The sequence below is a fragment of the Acinetobacter sp. NBRC 110496 genome (assembly GCF_000876115.1).
Lineage (GTDB): Bacteria > Pseudomonadota > Gammaproteobacteria > Pseudomonadales > Moraxellaceae > Acinetobacter.
The window spans coordinates 1-15,778 of record NZ_BBTF01000070.1 but is presented as its reverse complement, the minus strand read 5'-3'; the positions used below and the strand labels follow the sequence as shown (position 1 = coordinate 15,778).

10 protein-coding genes are annotated in these 15,778 nt (G+C 42.7%); 3 read left to right on the top strand and 7 right to left on the bottom strand.

Annotated elements, in window-relative coordinates:
- Positions 1-162 precede the first annotated feature (162 nt).
- The 6 genes from Aba26S_RS18955 to Aba26S_RS18930 form a co-directional block, all read right to left on the bottom strand.
- A complete protein-coding gene (locus tag Aba26S_RS18955; RefSeq protein WP_043974298.1) occupies positions 163-1,407 on the bottom strand; it encodes an NADH:flavin oxidoreductase/NADH oxidase family protein in 1,245 nt (414 codons plus the stop codon).
- A gap of 99 nt (positions 1,408-1,506) precedes the next feature.
- Entirely contained in the window at positions 1,507-3,111 is a 1,605-nt protein-coding gene (locus Aba26S_RS18950; RefSeq protein ID WP_043974290.1) for an ABC transporter ATP-binding protein, read from the bottom strand.
- Positions 3,089-4,099, bottom strand: coding sequence for an ABC transporter permease (locus Aba26S_RS18945; protein ID WP_032879085.1), 1,011 nt, complete (start codon positions 4,097-4,099; stop codon positions 3,089-3,091). Before Aba26S_RS18945 ends, Aba26S_RS18950 begins: the two co-directional genes overlap by 23 nt.
- Entirely contained in the window at positions 4,099-5,169 is a 1,071-nt protein-coding gene (locus Aba26S_RS18940) for a microcin C ABC transporter permease YejB (RefSeq protein ID WP_005272429.1), read from the bottom strand. Before Aba26S_RS18940 ends, Aba26S_RS18945 begins: the two co-directional genes overlap by 1 nt.
- Before the next feature lie 16 nt (positions 5,170-5,185).
- Positions 5,186-7,036: an extracellular solute-binding protein gene (locus Aba26S_RS18935; protein WP_005272430.1), complete on the bottom strand. Its 1,851-nt coding sequence runs from the start codon at positions 7,034-7,036 to the stop codon at positions 5,186-5,188.
- Positions 7,037-7,042: 6 nt separating this feature from the next.
- On the bottom strand, positions 7,043-10,276 hold the full coding sequence (locus tag Aba26S_RS18930) for a LysM peptidoglycan-binding domain-containing protein (protein WP_043974287.1): 3,234 nt from the start codon (positions 10,274-10,276) through the stop codon (positions 7,043-7,045).
- Positions 10,277-10,582: 306 nt separating this feature from the next.
- Here Aba26S_RS18930 and dnaQ point away from each other — a divergent pair, with 306 nt between their 5' ends.
- The 3 genes from dnaQ to nudC all read left to right on the top strand — a co-directional run bounded on the left by dnaQ (position 10,583) and on the right by nudC (position 14,467).
- Positions 10,583-11,941 carry a DNA polymerase III subunit epsilon gene (gene dnaQ / locus Aba26S_RS18925; protein WP_005272432.1) on the top strand — a complete coding sequence of 453 codons (1,359 nt, stop codon included), beginning with the start codon at positions 10,583-10,585 and terminating at the stop codon, positions 11,939-11,941.
- A gap of 127 nt (positions 11,942-12,068) precedes the next feature.
- The gene (locus tag Aba26S_RS18920) at positions 12,069-13,715 is read left to right on the top strand and encodes a hypothetical protein (protein WP_005272433.1); all 1,647 of its coding nucleotides are present in this window, start codon (positions 12,069-12,071) and stop codon (positions 13,713-13,715) included.
- Positions 13,715-14,467, top strand: a complete 753-nt coding sequence (gene nudC, locus Aba26S_RS18915) for an NAD(+) diphosphatase (RefSeq protein ID WP_005272434.1) — start codon at positions 13,715-13,717, stop codon at positions 14,465-14,467. The genes Aba26S_RS18920 and nudC overlap by 1 nt, the downstream gene beginning before the upstream one ends.
- 40 nt (positions 14,468-14,507) lie before the next feature.
- On the opposite strand, the gene Aba26S_RS18910 is transcribed toward nudC, so the two are convergent.
- Complete coding sequence (locus tag Aba26S_RS18910; RefSeq protein WP_005272446.1) at positions 14,508-15,731, bottom strand: MFS transporter; 1,224 nt, start codon at positions 15,729-15,731, stop codon at positions 14,508-14,510.
- Positions 15,732-15,778: the final 47 nt, after the last annotated feature.

Sequence of the window (15,778 nt, the reverse complement as noted above, 5' to 3'; positions counted from 1 at the left end):
TCCCTATCGTCTAGAGGCCTAGGACATCGCCCTTTCACGGCGGTAACCGGGGTTCGAATCCCCGTAGGGACGCCAAATTTGAAAAAGCCACTGCATTTTAAGACAGTGGCTTTTTTATTTGCTTTGAATAATAAAAAGGACTCCGAAGAGCCCTAATATATCTTATGCAGACTTCCGAGAATTGACTCGACCTTTCACAACTGCTTTGATATTCCCTTTCGCATAATTTAAGAATACCAACAGTGGTGATAATTTTGGATTCGGCTTTTTACCTTGCCCAATGGCTTTAAACTGCGCTGCATACCAGATGATTTCCATAATCGCCATCTTATCGACAAATGGAATACCTGTTTTGATTTGGTTCACAGCATAACGAACATCATGCCCTGCAATTAAACGGTCTGTCAGATCCGTTTCAACCGCAAGTGGACGGGCAATCCCGATAAAATCACATGCACCACTTTCAAGTGCAGCATTCATTCCTTCTACGGTACGGAAGCCCCCCGTCACCATCAACTTACAAGAGACATGTTGGCGGATCTTCTCGGCAAACTCCAAGAAATATGCCTCACGTGCAACGGTACTGGCTTTACGAGATTCGGCTTTTACCCCTGCCATGGCTGGCGCCTCATAAGTCCCTCCCGAGATTTCAATAATATCGATCCCCGCTGCATCAATCGCCTTAAATACAATAATGACATCATCTTCAGTAATACCACCGCGCTGAAAATCCGCCGAATTTAGTTTGACCGAAATGATGAAATTTTCAGAGGTCGCCTCACGGACTGCCTTATAAATTTCCAGCAAGAATCGCATACGGTTCTCAATCGAACCACCCCATTGATCGGTACGCTTGTTGGTCAGAGGTGATAAAAACTGGCTGATGAGATAACCATGTGCACCATGAAACTGCACCCCCTCAAACCCAGCCTTTTCACATACCGCTGCAGCCGTTGCAAAACGCTGAATAATATCTAAAATTTCTTCATGTTTGAGCTCACATGGTGTGCCAAACATTGCAGCAAGCATCGGACTAAATGGCACCGCTGATGGCGCGACAGTCTCTTTATTGAGCCCTTTAGGACATTGCCGACCAGGATGTGACAACTGAATCAATTGCACCATGCCGTATTTTTTGCCAATCGCAGCCCATTGCTGTAATTTTTCCAAATCACGTTCTGTTTCAATTGCAACCACACCAGGCTCATTCTTGGCACCAATATTCACCATCACATTACCGGTGACGGCACAACCGAGTCCACCTTTTGCCCAAGCCTCATATAAACCAATTAACACATCATTTGGCTGTCCAGCATCATTTGCCAGCGCTTCACTCATGGCCCCTTTAATAATACGGTTTTTAAATGTGGTGTTCCGAATCTGGATACTATTTGCAATCTGACTCATGGCCATCCTCTGCTATAATTAGATCTTTTGCTCTAATTTAATCTGATTATTTTGACTGTCAAGCTCTCTTCCGACAAACTGACAATAGCATATGTCAATTTAATTACAATGCGAATATGTGCTGGCAGAAATGAGTTGACGCGTGTATTCCGTCTGAGGCTGGCTAAATAAAAGTGCTGTTGCTTGATATTCCAAGACTTTGGTTTGATGCATGACCATGACCTTCTGACAAAGCGCTTGAATGACTTGTAAGTCATGACTGATAAACACGTAACTGATTTTTTCTTGTTGCTGCAAACGACGCAGTAACTGAATGATGGCCAGTTGGGTGGTGCGATCTAAAGCAGACGTCGGTTCATCCAGAATCAGTAGCTTGGGATTCAAGACCAATGCACGAGCAAGCGCTACCCGTTGCCGCTGACCGCCAGAGAGCTGATGAGGATACTTGGTTCTTTCTGTTGTAGACAATTCGACTTTTGCAAGCACAGCGTCAATTTGCTCATGACTCTGTTGCTTGGAAATACGTTGCAGCTGAAGCCCCTCTGCAATAATTTGTTCAACAGACATCCGTGGATTTAAGCTACTGAAAGGGTCTTGGAAGACAATCTGGAAATCTTGGCGAAGTGGCCGAAGCTGTTTTCGGGTCAATTGGTTTAAATTATTCTTCTGGAAAAGGATTTCACCTTCACTTTTGATCAACCGCGCGATAGCCAACGCCAACGAAGACTTCCCTGAACCACTTTCCCCAACAATACCCAAAGCCTCACCTTGCGATAAGCTAAAACTCACAGCTTCAGCGGCAACTTTATAGGATTGAACCCGATTAAATAGCCCACCTTTAATGGGATATTTTACCGTAACATTTTTTAATTCCAGTAATCTCTGGCTGGGTTGTAGCTGCAAAGCCTGCCCAAAATCAAGATTCAGTAGATTCTGCGTATATACCGTCTTGGGATGTGTAAAAATTTCATTGACCTCACCCTGCTCTTCAACTCGCCCTTGATTAAGTACCACAACCTGATCTGCATAATGCCGAATTAAATTCAGATCATGGCTAATCAAAATAAGCGCCATCTTTCGCTGCTGTTGTAACCGTTTTAACAAGGCTAAAATTTGGGCTTGTAGCACCACATCTAAGGCCGTCGTTGGCTCATCTGCGATCAAAATCTCAGGCTCTAAAGCCAAGGCCATCGCCAACATCACCCGTTGTCGTTGCCCTCCTGATAATTCATGTGGATAACATTTCAGAATTTGCTCTGCCTCAACAAGCCCAACCTCTTGCAATAAAGAAAGTGTCTGCTGTCGAATATCAGCCTTACTAAGCCCAGATAAAATCAGGCTTTCAGCAATTATTTTGTCTACACAGTGCAAAGGATTCAATGCTGTCATCGGTTCTTGAAAAACCATGGCAATTCGTTTGCCCCGAAGCTGCTGCAATTGAGCTTGGTGAGCAGACAAAAACGCTTGGCCAGCAAATTCAACTCGCCCTTGCACCGCCAAGTTCTCGGGTAACAACCCCAATAGGGCTAGCGCACTGATTGATTTCCCAGAACCACTTTCACCGACAATCGCCACCGTTTGGGCAGAGTAAACATCGAAGCTCAAATGCTCGACCAAACAGTGTCCTATTTCGTTTTGGATCTTGAGTTGCTGAACACTTAATAAAGGCTGTAAAACAGTCTTAGCGTCTTGGGTCGAATGCATCACGCGCTGCCTCCCCAATATAAATCAATAAAGACAGTACAATCGCCAAAGTAAAGAATCCTGAAAGCACTAGCCAAGGTGCATCGAGATTATTTTTACCTTGTAATAATAACTCTCCGAGCGAAGCCGCGTCAGGTGGTAGGCCATAACCTAAAAAATCCAATGCAGTTAAAGCAATGATATTTGCGGTCAACATAAACGGAATCTGTGACAGACTAGAGCTTATAGCATTAGGCAAGATGTGCTTAAAGATAATTTGATCATCACTTACTCCCAACGCTTGCGCTGCCCGAACATAATCAAGATTTCGCGCGCGCAAGAATTCTGCCCGTACCAATCCAACCAACTCCGTCCAGCCAAATAGCAACATGATCAGAAATAGCCAATATACACTGGGGCTAAACATACTGACCAGAATCATGACAATGAATAGCATTGGCAAACCGCCCCACACCTCTAGCACCCGTTGTCCAATCAGATCAATCCAGCCACCGTAATACCCCTGTATTGCCCCCACAATAATGCCAACGACAGCAGAACACAGTGTCAGGGCAAATCCAAATAAGAGGGAAATGCGAAGACCATAGAGAATTCGGGCAAATACATCGCGACCTTGATCATCCGTTCCAAGCCAGTTCTGTGGACTTGGTTTTGATGGCACAGGCACCGCAAGTGATAAATTGGGAGATTGATAGGAAAAAGCCACCGGTGGAGAAATCATCCAGCCCTGCTTTTCAATTAACTGCTTCACCACAGGATCTTGATAATCTGCCGTGGTTTCAAAAACACCGCCAAAGGTCGTTTCTGGATAATCCCGCATGATTGGAAAATAAAAAGACTGCTGATAACGAACCAACAGCGGTTTATCATTGGCAATGAATTCGGCAAATAACGACAAAACAAAAATAATTATAAATAGAATAAAACAACGAAAACCAAGCTGATTATGCTGAAAGCGAGAAAATCGTGCGCGCATTAAAGGTGACATCATTGCCCACCTCTTGATTCAAAATCAATACGCGGATCAATCACATGATAGAGTAAATCGCCGATTAACCGCAAAATCATTCCAAATAGAGTAAATAAAAAAAGAGTTCCAAAAATGACAGGATAATCACGCTGGGTAATTGCCTCAAAACCTAATAGCCCAATACCATCCAGATTAAAGATAATCTCGATAAATAAGTTACCTACAAAGAAAATCCCGACCAGTGTTTCCGGTAAAGCTGCCACCACCACCAAGATTGCATTACGAAAAACATGACCATAAAGGATCTGATTTTCGTTTAGGCCTTTTGATCGTGCAGTCAGCACATAGGGCTTTTTCAGCTCTTCTACAAATGAATATTTAGTCAGATAGGTGCGTGCAGCAAAACTCCCCAATACCATGCTCAGAATCGGCAAACTCATATGCCATAGATAATCTTTTATTTTTGCCAATAGACTAAGTTGGCTAAAGTTTTCCGACACCAAACCTTGCAACGGAAACCATTGTAAATAACTTCCACCGGCAAAAAAGACAATCAATAAAATAGCAAAAACAAAAGATGGAATCGCATAACTTACCGCAAGCAACAATGAACTGGATTGATCAAACAGCAAACCATTATTTTTGGCTTTTTTAATACCCAGAGGAATCGCAATCAGGTAAATCAGAAAAGTGCTCCAAATCCCCAAAGACAGCGTGACTGGCAATTTTTCATAGAGTAGCTGCGTTACAGGCTTATCTTTAAAAAAACTGCTGCCGAAATCCAGCGTCAAATACCCTTTAAGCATTAATCCAAAACGCTCATAGGCAGGCCGATCAAAACCATATTGTGCTTTGATTTTTTCAATCATCTCTGGGCTTAAGCCTCGTGCACCCTGATACTGTGCCAGTGTACCGAGCGTAGATTGTGAATGGCTACCTGCCCCTAAACCCTGTGCATTCTGGATCTGTTGAACCGCTTGTTCGACAGGCCCGCCGGGTGCAATTTGCACAATAATAAAATTAATCAATAAAATGAAAAATAAGGTTGGGATCATCAATAACATTCTTTTCAGAATATAGTGAAGCATTTAGTAAGATCCTTGATTATTTTAATCCAGATTTTTGCACAGGCTGATCAAGTTTTTTAGCTTTCGCAGCATCAACCCACCAGTATTCCCACCCTACAGAAAGCTTTGGTTTAATTTGTGGTTGCTGATATATATCCCAATAGGCGAACCATCGTTCGGGTTTCCCATAAGTCAGGATCTGATAATAACCTGCTCGCAGCAAACGATCGAGTACGCGCGTATACAACACCACTTCTTCACGTGTTTTTGCCGCCACAATCTTCCTAATCATCTGATCAATTGCAGGGTTCTTTATTCCTGAATAGTTGTAATTCCCTGCTTCATCCGCGGCAGCACTCCCCCAAAACTGGGCTTGCTCTTTGCCTGGCGTCAAGGTCTGTGGCAATTTCAATACCATCATATCAAAATCTTGATGCCGAATCCGTTCCATATATTGGGGAACATCGACTTGTCTGAGATTGACCTGAATCCCTAAACGCCCCAGATTACGCACAAATGGCATCAATTCACGTTGTGGGTTCTCTTGCTGCATCAATAACTCAATGCGAATCGCTTTTCCCTGACGATCATACAATCGACCTTGGCGAATAACATAGCCCTCATCTTTTAAAATCTTTTGTGCTGCCAATAAATTCTGTCGATTGAAACCACTCGCATCGGAAATAGGATAATGCCAATCCGCCAGCACCCCTTGACGCATAACTGGATCTAACTGAGCCAAGAACGGATTCAGGATTTTTAGCTCGGCGGTACTCGGCCGGCCCGTTGCTGCCAAATCGGTATTGTCAAAATAGCTTTGTAAGCGCTGATTCTGATTAAAAAATAAAGCTTTATTTTGCCATTCAAAGTCATAAGCATAGGTTAATGCCTGACGAAGATGGATATCATTTAAGGGGGCACGGCGGATATTAAACACCAAACTTTGAATATCCAACGGCGTTCCCAAACGCGCTTTATAAGTCTTGATCAAGCCCGACCTAACTGCTGGAAAATGATAGGCAGTCACCCAATTACGGATATTTTTTTCTTCATATAAATTGAATTGCCGAGCTTTAAAGCCCTCAAAACTGACCTCTAAATTTCGATAATACACATATTTAAGTCGATCAAAGTTATAACGACCTTTATTCACAGGCAAATCTTTGGCCCAATAGTTTGGGTTGCGCTTATAGCGAATACTTCGGCCTGCATCAATCCGGTCAATCACATAGGGGCCAGATCCGACAATTGGTTGTAATGTCACCCGCGTAAAGTCTTTATTGTTCCAGTCTAGTTTTGAATAGATCGGAAGGCTTGCCACAATCAGAGGCATTTCCACATTATTCTTCGATTTAAACGTAAATTTAATCTGATATCTGGACAATACTTCTGTTTTAGCCAAATCAGACAAATACATCTGAAAACCTAAATTGGCTTTGCTTTGATACATCTCAAAGGTAAATTTGACATCTTCTGCGGTGACAGGCTGACCATTATTAAATCGCGCATGTGGATTCAAATGGAAAGTCACTGATTGTAGATGCTCTGGATCGTAACTGACCTTTTCCGCCAATAACGGATACATAACCCGTGGTTCATCCAATGAACGATCCATTAAACTATCGAATAGATAATTGACCCCTTCAGTCGAACTGCCCTTGCCATTCATGCTATTTAAATTATCAAATGTTCCCAAACTGGATTGACTCAGGATTCCTCCTTTAGGTGCATTTGGATTGGCATAAGGCATCGCTTTGAGCTGTGCGTATTTCGGCTGCACATGCATGGCCAAATAAGGCGTGGTTTGTATTGTCGCAAAGGCAATCGGAGTAAAAAGGCTTAGTCCATAACATAGACTAAGCCTTTTTGTGAAAAGCGAAAAGCTCATCTGTAATTACAAGCTAGGCACTTTAATGACATCACCAATACGTAATTGAGTACTTGGGGTCAGATCATTCATTTCTGCCAAGGCGCTGGTCTCCAAACCATAACGGCTTGCTAAACCAATTAAGGTATCGCCACGCTTTACTTTGTATTCAGTTACTGTTTTAGGAACTGAGATACTTTGACCACGCTGTAAACTTGCATTGGCTTTGAGATCATTTAAATCAGCCAATTCACGACCCGACATCCCGAAACGACTGGCAATGCTGTTCAGTGACTCACCCGCTTTAACACTATATTTTTCAGTATTTCGACTTGGCGCCGCAGCCTTAGGGGCTGTTTTAGTGTTGTCGGCTTTTGCCGCTTCAGCTTTTGGAAGATCACCTGTCAACTTCAGTTTCTGACCGAGACGAACATTGCTGGTCCGAGTTAAACCATTTAAACCTGCAACATAATCCAACTGCAAATTATGGCGACTCGCGATATTGCCTAAGGTATCACCCGACTTGACAGTATATACATCTGGGGTACTTTCATCTCTCGCTTTAGCCGTATTGCTGGTCGTCGTTTTTGCAGGTACATCACCGCTTAACTTTAAACGCTGACCAACACGCACCCCTGCTGTTCGCTCCAAGCCATTCAAATCGGCAACATAGCTGAGTTGTAGATTGTACTTGGCTGCAATCGCATTCAAGCTATCGCCAGACTGAACCACATATTGGTCAGGTACAGTTGAACCCGCTGGAATCTTTAAGCTTTGCCCCAAACGTACGCCACTATTTGACTTCAAGTTATTCAACTCAGCTAATTCACTGAGCGAAATTTTCGACTTGGTCGCAATACTTGATAAAGTATCGCCACGTTGTACCGTATAACTTTCCGTTTTATAACTGGTCGATGCACTTACATTGCCCTTAGTTGGCTCAGGCTCATCTTGGGTCTGAGAAACTTCGTGCAATGGCACATTAATTTTTTGTCCAACAAACAAACTGCTGCTCGACGTTAAGCCCGATGTTAGATCAGCCAATTCTTGGTTCGATAAGGCATAACGATCAGCGATCAACTTTAAATACTCACCACGTTTCACGGTATACGATTTGGTTGCAACTTTTGCAGCCGTTGCAGCTTTACTTTCTGTAGCACGTGTCGTTTGATGTGCTGTGCGAGTATTCGTTTTCGGCTCAATCAACGTGAGTTTTTGCCCTACGAATAAACCATCCGTTACAGACAGGTTATTATAATCAGCCAATTGTTTCAGCGTTAAATCAAAACGTGAGGCCAGATTGGTTAAACTATCACCTGACTGCACCACATAACTCTCTGGCTTCTCAGCGGCTTTAACAGGCTCAGCTTGAGGTTTGGCATCATAAAGATACAAACTGGTACCAACAAATAATGTGCCGTTTGGATCAATCTGGTTCCACTGCGCAATGTCACGCCAATTCACACCATTTTTCTGAGCAATGATTGCAAGCGTATCACCGGGCTGTACGACATAGGTACTACGCTTGCCCTTTGGTGCAACCACCACCACATCAGTATCCGTTTTGATATAAGGTTTACCCTGATTGCGCTTCGCATCATCGCTATTTGCAGTCGCAGTGTCTTCAACCAAATTCTTCGGATAAGCAAAGCCCTTACTGACTTCTTGACCTTTTTCATCAGCAACGGACTGGCTGGTCTGAATGGCAGTCAACTTAATCTTGCCATCAAATGGATCGACAATTTCTGTCCCTTTCGGTGCAATGGCCTTAATTTCCGCAACCACCTGATCTCGTTCAGCTTGGGTTGCTTGTGGCTCTAAAGCTTGCGCAACAGTTTCCTTCTTACCTTCTTCCTTGATTGCAGCACTAATTTGCTCACGCTCTTTCAAAGAAATTGGTGGCTCGGTTTTGACTGGCTTGATATTCGCAGCGGGGGTAATCGCAACTGGAATACGTGGCGCACTCGGTACATCTGCAGCTGCTGCAAATGATGCTAAAGCATCTGAACCGCGTGGCGTATTCAGTTTACTGGTCGATGATGTCGTTGGGCGCGTTGTATTACTTGCGGTTAAATTCGGGGGGGTTACCGTTGCCGCACTGGTGCCAGAGCTTGTCGTGGTACGAATCGTCGTTGAGACATTTGATGAACTGTTATTCATTGCTGGCGGTGTTTTATTACTTGCCCAGAAACCACCCGAACTTGATTTGCCTGAACGAAGTTTTGCATCAATTGATGGGCTTAAATCCGCTGGAATCAGAATTCGCATTGGACTCATTGAATCCACCATTTCACCACGATAACCCGGGTTCAATGCATAGAGCTCAGCACGACTTAAACCTGTAATCGAAGCGATCTGATTTAACTCAAGTGGTGCAGCCAAACTCACTTCACGGAAGTGAGGACGGTTGGCAATTGGTGGCAAACTTACCCCATAAGCACCCGGATTTTTAATAATCTGCGCAACAGCCAAGAAACGCGGCACATAGTTCATGGTTTCTTGAGGAAGTTTTAATGACCAATAATCAGTTGGCAAACCTGCCGCACGGTTACGGTTAATCGCCTGTTGAATACGTCCCGGCCCAGCATTATAAGCCGCCAGTGCGAGTTCCCAAGAGCCAAACTGGTTATATAAGCTACCAAAAAATTCATACGCTGCACGCGTCGACTCGACAACGTCACGACGCCCGTCATACAGGCTGGTTTGCTGTAAACCATAAATACGGCCCGTACTCGGAATAAACTGCCATAAACCTGCTGCCGCAGCACTACTGGTTGCAGCAGGGTCATAAGAACTTTCAATAATAGGAAGTAGCGCCAATTCGGTTGGCATACCACGGCGTTCCGCTTCTTTTACAGTGTGGTATAAATAACGGCTGGCACGTGCACTTAAACGATCCAAATAAGGTTGGCGTGAAATAAACCAGCTACGTTGTGCCTCAATACGTGAATCCCAATGGTTCAGGTCCATCTTGAAACCAACCGTCATTCGCTTCCACACATCACCATGTTTCAGTACCAATAGACGGTCACCTTCTACAGCACGCATATCCGTTGCAGAAAGTAAATCCTCTAAAGAATCTAGGCTACTTGCATCCAGATAACCTGAACCCACATGTTTAGACGATGAGGTTTTGCCAGATGAAGGTGTTGAAGAACAACCTGCAGTAATTCCCAACGCGGCTAGAGCAGAAGTGAGTACAGTGATTTTGAATAATGATGTTGCAGATTTTTGCAACATCAAAGTGCTCGATTTATACATAAAAACTTCCAGTCAACTCACGCTAGTTTATTTCTTCGATTTGCCATTGTAGTAAAGCATGGCACTTAGACAAGGCAATAATTTAACGTGATTTGCATGGAAATGTTACAAGAAATTAAAAAAGATGAGTTTTGTAACGTTCAGAATCAGAATTTAGCTTTACAATACAAGAGATAGCTCAAGAATGTTAAAATTCTGGGCACCCCAATCCAGTTTGGATGGGCTAAGGTCACACTTGAATATTGCTCCCGCTTTTTGGATTGCAATTACTCAATTTTTTATTCTGCTTATTGTTCAGGTTCAGATATGTCACAAACAATCACTCTTTATGTTGATGGCGCATGCAAAGGAAACCCAGGTCTTGGGGGTTGGGGTGCGTATGTCATTACCGAACAAGGTGAACATAAACTGTTTGGTGGCGAACCAGAGACAACCAATAACCGCATGGAACTACAAGCCGCGATTGAAGGTGTTGCATTCTGTCCAACTGACGCACGCTTAATCATCTGGACCGATTCCAACTATGTCAAACAAGGCATTACCGAATGGATTCATGGCTGGAAAAAGAAAAACTGGAAAGATGTTAAAAATCCTGATTTATGGCAAAAACTGGATGCGATCTGCGCCAATCGAGATATCGAATGGAACTGGATTAAAGGCCATGCTGGACATGCAGGTAATGAAATGGCAGACCAATTGGCAAATCTTGGTGCCGAACAAACAGCTCAACAATTGAAATCTGCAACACAGGCTAACGCTGATACAAAAAAGCCTGAAGCAGACTGGCTCTTAACAGACCCCTTCGGTCTGGATGTGGAGGCAGAGGCAGACGACATGCTTGAAGAAGAACCTCAAGACATTGCCTTACAAGCAGAACAGAGTGATAACGATCAAGTTGCCCAGACCACAGAAACATCTAAAGCGAATCAACATCCACACATTGTCATTACAGAAGCCAAAGTCCATCTTCAAGGACCTCGACAGCTCATTCTCGATACCGAGACCACCGGTTTCTACTATCAAGATGGCGACCGCATCATCGAAGTAGGTGCGATTGAAATGATCAATCGTAAACTGACAGGCAGCTCGATTCATATCTATATCAACCCTGAAAAAGCTGTTGGCGATTCTGAAAATGTCCATGGTATCAGTGATGACTTTTTAAAAGACAAACCGAAATATGCAGAAATTTCTGATGTTCTTTTTGACTACTTAAAGGGCGCTGAAATTATCGCGCATAACGCCACCTTCGATATGAACTTCTTGGATATGGAGTTCAAGCGCACTGGATTACTCCCGCTTTCAGAGGTCTGCGAAGTCACCGATACCTTGGCAATGGCCAAAAATAAACACCCTGGGCAAAAGAACTCTTTGGATGCCTTGGTACGCCGTTATGAAATTCCAGCCCGCGATCGTACCTTCCACGGTGCTTTGCTCGATGCTGAAATCTTGGCTGATGTCTATCTAGCCATGACTGGCGGGCAAGTTTCATTTGATATGGATGCCCTTTCTCAGACACAACAAAACCAAGGCAAAACTTCCCGTCAACGTGTGCAAGTGGACTTACCTGTGATTCAACCTTCCGAGCAGGAATTGAATGAACATGAGACTTGGGTCAAACAATTCGAGCAAAAACATGGAGAAGCTTGCCTTTTCGCAAAATAAATTTTCTGCTCAGTGTAAGTTTTTGTATTTCAAGCCTCTAAAGTTAAGTTATATTAACCCTTAAAGATTTAGACCTCCTAAAAAAGGAGGTCAATGGATATAACAACTTAGGAAAGGTGTAGGTCATATGTCTTACCAAACCTCGATTCATTTCGACCCAACGGCATTATTAATAATAAAAAATGAGATCGACAATTCGATTAAATTGGTAGAAACAGCGGTCAATACCCTTGCTGAAGAACAAGCCTTACCATTTGGAATTGATGATGCGCTAAATCAATTTGAACAATGCACACAAGTGCTTGCCTTAATTGATATGCCACATTTATCACAAATTACGCAATACTCTGCGGAGCTAATGCGTAAAATTATGGCGCAACCCCAGCAAATTCAAACCAGTGATGTTGTGGCCCTAAGTGAAGGCACCACAATGTTGAAACGTTATATTGAATTCATCTGCTTACGTGAAGTAAAAGTGCCGCAGTTCCTACTCGACACGCTCAATCGTTTAGAAAAAGCACTGGGTAAACCACTGACCAAAGAAGGTCAAACCGTACAGCCACTGCTTGAGTTCATTACCCCAACGTTTAATTTACCGCAAGCGCCAAGCTTAGAGCAATCACAATACATTCATCAGCTCTATAAGCTGTGTTTAAACAAATTAATTAAACAAGCAGAAACACCACTTGACCTGCAAGGGATTAAATTAGTCGGTGTTTATCTGGCTGGCTTAGCGGTTGGTCAACCAAGTCAACAATACTGGCAACTGGTCAATGTGGGCTTAAGCCATATTGACGTGCTTTCAATTACCGAAGCACGCCTACGCACTTTAATTCAAATTGAAACCAATATTGGTAAATTCCTGGTAGAGCCCGCTAGCTTTAAAAATACCATCGCAGATCTTGCCGACATCTTATGTATTTGTATTAGCCAAGAAGACAATGTCTCACACCACATTCGTGAGCAACTAAATATTGGTGATGAATTACTGAGTGACACTCAACTTCAAGTCTTAAGCCGTCATTTATATGGTCCTGACTATGAAACCGTACATACTATCAGCCAGTTAATGACCAATGAAATGGCTCAAATCCGTAATGAGATTGAGTATAACCATCAAAATATGTCTGCTGAAAAGACTCAAGAAATTCAGCAAAAATTACATCAACTTGCAAATGTCTTCAAAGTACTGAATTTGAATGAAGCAGCTCAAGAGCTGACTCAACAGGCAGCTAAATTAAGCCAACCCAATACATTGACTGATGCAACTTCAGTACAGCAGTTAATGAACAGTATTCTGGCTTCAATGAACTCGATTGGTATCTTGGAACGTAATTATACATCAAGCCGTTTACAGCTTCGTGTAAACAATATGCAAATCTCGCTTGACCGCTTAGATGAAGCACATAAGGCCTTACTCACTGAAACAAAAACATTGATTGAAACGTTGACGCAAACGCTCAGTCTTTATGTTCAAGATCCGGGTGCACATAGTCTGGAAGCCCTACCAGACTATTTAAAAGAGCTTTCTGGTGCTGCACTATTCTTAGGTAGTTCTGCACAACAAACAGCCTTATTAGGTGCTGCTCATTTTGCTCAACATCGTCTAGCGCAAAATCAAGCTTTCGATGCTGAACAGATCCATTGTATTTTGAATGTCGTTGCTGGATTAGATTTACTGATTGATAACCTGAAGAATAAGCAGCCAGTATTGCAATCTATGTTTGATGTGGCATTATCAAACAGTCAACAATTACAAACCATAGCCGCATAATGACTCAACTATCACTTGCTTATATTTTTCAACACCAGAAACTGTTAGTCGACCAAAACCTTCAACTTCCACAAGTTGAAAAATTAGCAAGTGACCTCCCCATCCATCATAATGATCACGTCATTGCACGTGATCTGCTGGAAAATGAATCCATTCCCGAAGGCTATCAATTGGTCCCTATTCGGGAGTTGATTCAATCTTGGTCCAGCAGTGATTTCTTGCAAGCCAGCCGAGCCGTTCAGTTATTGGAATGGCGGCGCAATCACAAGTTTTGCAGCCATTGCGGGCATGCGACAGAAATTCACCCAAAAGAATATGCAATGGTTTGCCCTACTTGTGGCTATCATCAATATCCGCGTGTACAACCCTGTATCATTACCATTATTACCAAAGGTCAGGATGAAGTTCTATTGGCAAAATCAGCCCATAATAAAAGTAATATGTACGGGTTAATTGCGGGATTTGTTGAAGTTGGTGAAACTCTAGAAGAAGCCGTGCAAAGAGAAGCTTTTGAAGAAGTTGGGCTGAAACTGAAAAATATTCGTTATATGTCGAGCCAACCCTGGCCTTTCCCAAGCAATCTGATGATTGCCTTTCATGCTGAATATGAATCGGGCGATATTCAATTGCAGCTTGAAGAAATTAGTGCTGCACAATTCTTTAAGTTCGATCAATTGCCTGAAATTCCATTTAAAGGCAGTATTGCCCATAGTATGATCATGCAAATGATCGACAATAAAAAAGCATCTTAAACGATGCTTTTTTATTGTCATGTGTTTGTATTCATCTATTCTACGCACGATGACCCACACCAAATCCATGATCTTTAGCCCAATATACTAAAATCAGTGCAATGAATGACAAAATCAACGCACTCCACGCAAAAGATTGAATCCCCCAACGATCAAGGAGAAGGCCGCCCACAATCCCCCCTCCCGCAACAGCAATGTTAAAAATGGTCACCAACATAGATTGAGCAACATCCGTTTGTTCTTTTGCAATATCCGCCAGTGCCGTTTGTAACAGTATGGGTGCACCGCCAAATGAAATCCCCCATGCAATTACTGCGGCACAAACCATCCAGATAGAATGCATAAAGATGCCAAAGCATAAGGCTGAAAAAGAAAATATCACAAGACTCACCAAGGTTAAGTGCCGTAGATATTGATCAATAAAATGCCCAGTGAAGAAAATGCCGACAATTGCTGCCAGACCAAAAATCAAGAGCATGGTATCAATATGTTCTCCCAAGTCCACTGCGATTAGATATAAAGAGATATAGGTATATAGAATATTATGTGCCAAGACCCAAACAAACAAAATCAATAAAATGAGCCCAATACCTTTCATTTTAAGTGTTTGCCCAAATGCTACTTTTTGCTGTGTGACATTAACAATAAAACAGGGAATAAGCAGTCGAACCCAAATAACCAAGATCAATGCCAAAATCGACATAATCCAAAAGACACTACGCCAATCCAGCAACGTTCCAAGAAAGGTTCCTAGTGGTACACCAAAACACAATGCTAATGGCTGTCCAATACCTGCAACGGCTAAAGCACGACCTTGTAAATGCGGAGCAACCAAATAGCGGACATAACTCACAAATAGCCCCCAAATGACACCTGCTGCCATCCCTGCACAAAAGCGCACAAACAAAGTGAAAATATAATGTGTCGAGATCGCAGCGAGCCCATTAAAAATACATAAGCTGCCTAAACAAAATAACAATAAGCGACGTCTGTCCCAATGCTTGGTAAGTGCGATAATCGGTATTGCAGCACAAACAGAACCTAAAGCATAAAAACTGACTAATTGCCCGGCCCATAGTTTTGATATCTGCAAGTCTTGGCTAATCTGAAGCAATAGGCCAACAGGCATAGTCTCCGTCATGATCGTAATAAATCCGATCAATGAAAAAGCCAATAACTTCCAAATAGGAAATTGCTCTACTGCTTTTTGAGTGGCTGAGGTTTGTATAGATCGATTTGCATAGATTGTAGATCGATTTTTCATATAATTATCCGAATAAAGGAATGATCATTCCATAATAAAATAAATAA

Coding starts and splice junctions, on each gene's coding strand:
- Aba26S_RS18955 (WP_043974298.1), bottom strand. CDS start 1,407: ATGAGTCAGATTGCAAATAGTATCCAGATTCGGAACACCACATTTAAA.
- Aba26S_RS18950 (WP_043974290.1), bottom strand. CDS start 3,111: ATGCATTCGACCCAAGACGCTAAGACTGTTTTACAGCCTTTATTAAGT.
- Aba26S_RS18945 (WP_032879085.1), bottom strand. CDS start 4,099: ATGTCACCTTTAATGCGCGCACGATTTTCTCGCTTTCAGCATAATCAG.
- Aba26S_RS18940 (WP_005272429.1), bottom strand. CDS start 5,169: ATGCTTCACTATATTCTGAAAAGAATGTTATTGATGATCCCAACCTTA.
- Aba26S_RS18935 (WP_005272430.1), bottom strand. CDS start 7,036: ATGAGCTTTTCGCTTTTCACAAAAAGGCTTAGTCTATGTTATGGACTA.
- Aba26S_RS18930 (WP_043974287.1), bottom strand. CDS start 10,276: ATGTATAAATCGAGCACTTTGATGTTGCAAAAATCTGCAACATCATTA.
- dnaQ (WP_005272432.1), top strand. CDS start 10,583: ATGTCACAAACAATCACTCTTTATGTTGATGGCGCATGCAAAGGAAAC.
- Aba26S_RS18920 (WP_005272433.1), top strand. CDS start 12,069: ATGTCTTACCAAACCTCGATTCATTTCGACCCAACGGCATTATTAATA.
- nudC (WP_005272434.1), top strand. CDS start 13,715: ATGACTCAACTATCACTTGCTTATATTTTTCAACACCAGAAACTGTTA.
- Aba26S_RS18910 (WP_005272446.1), bottom strand. CDS start 15,731: ATGAAAAATCGATCTACAATCTATGCAAATCGATCTATACAAACCTCA.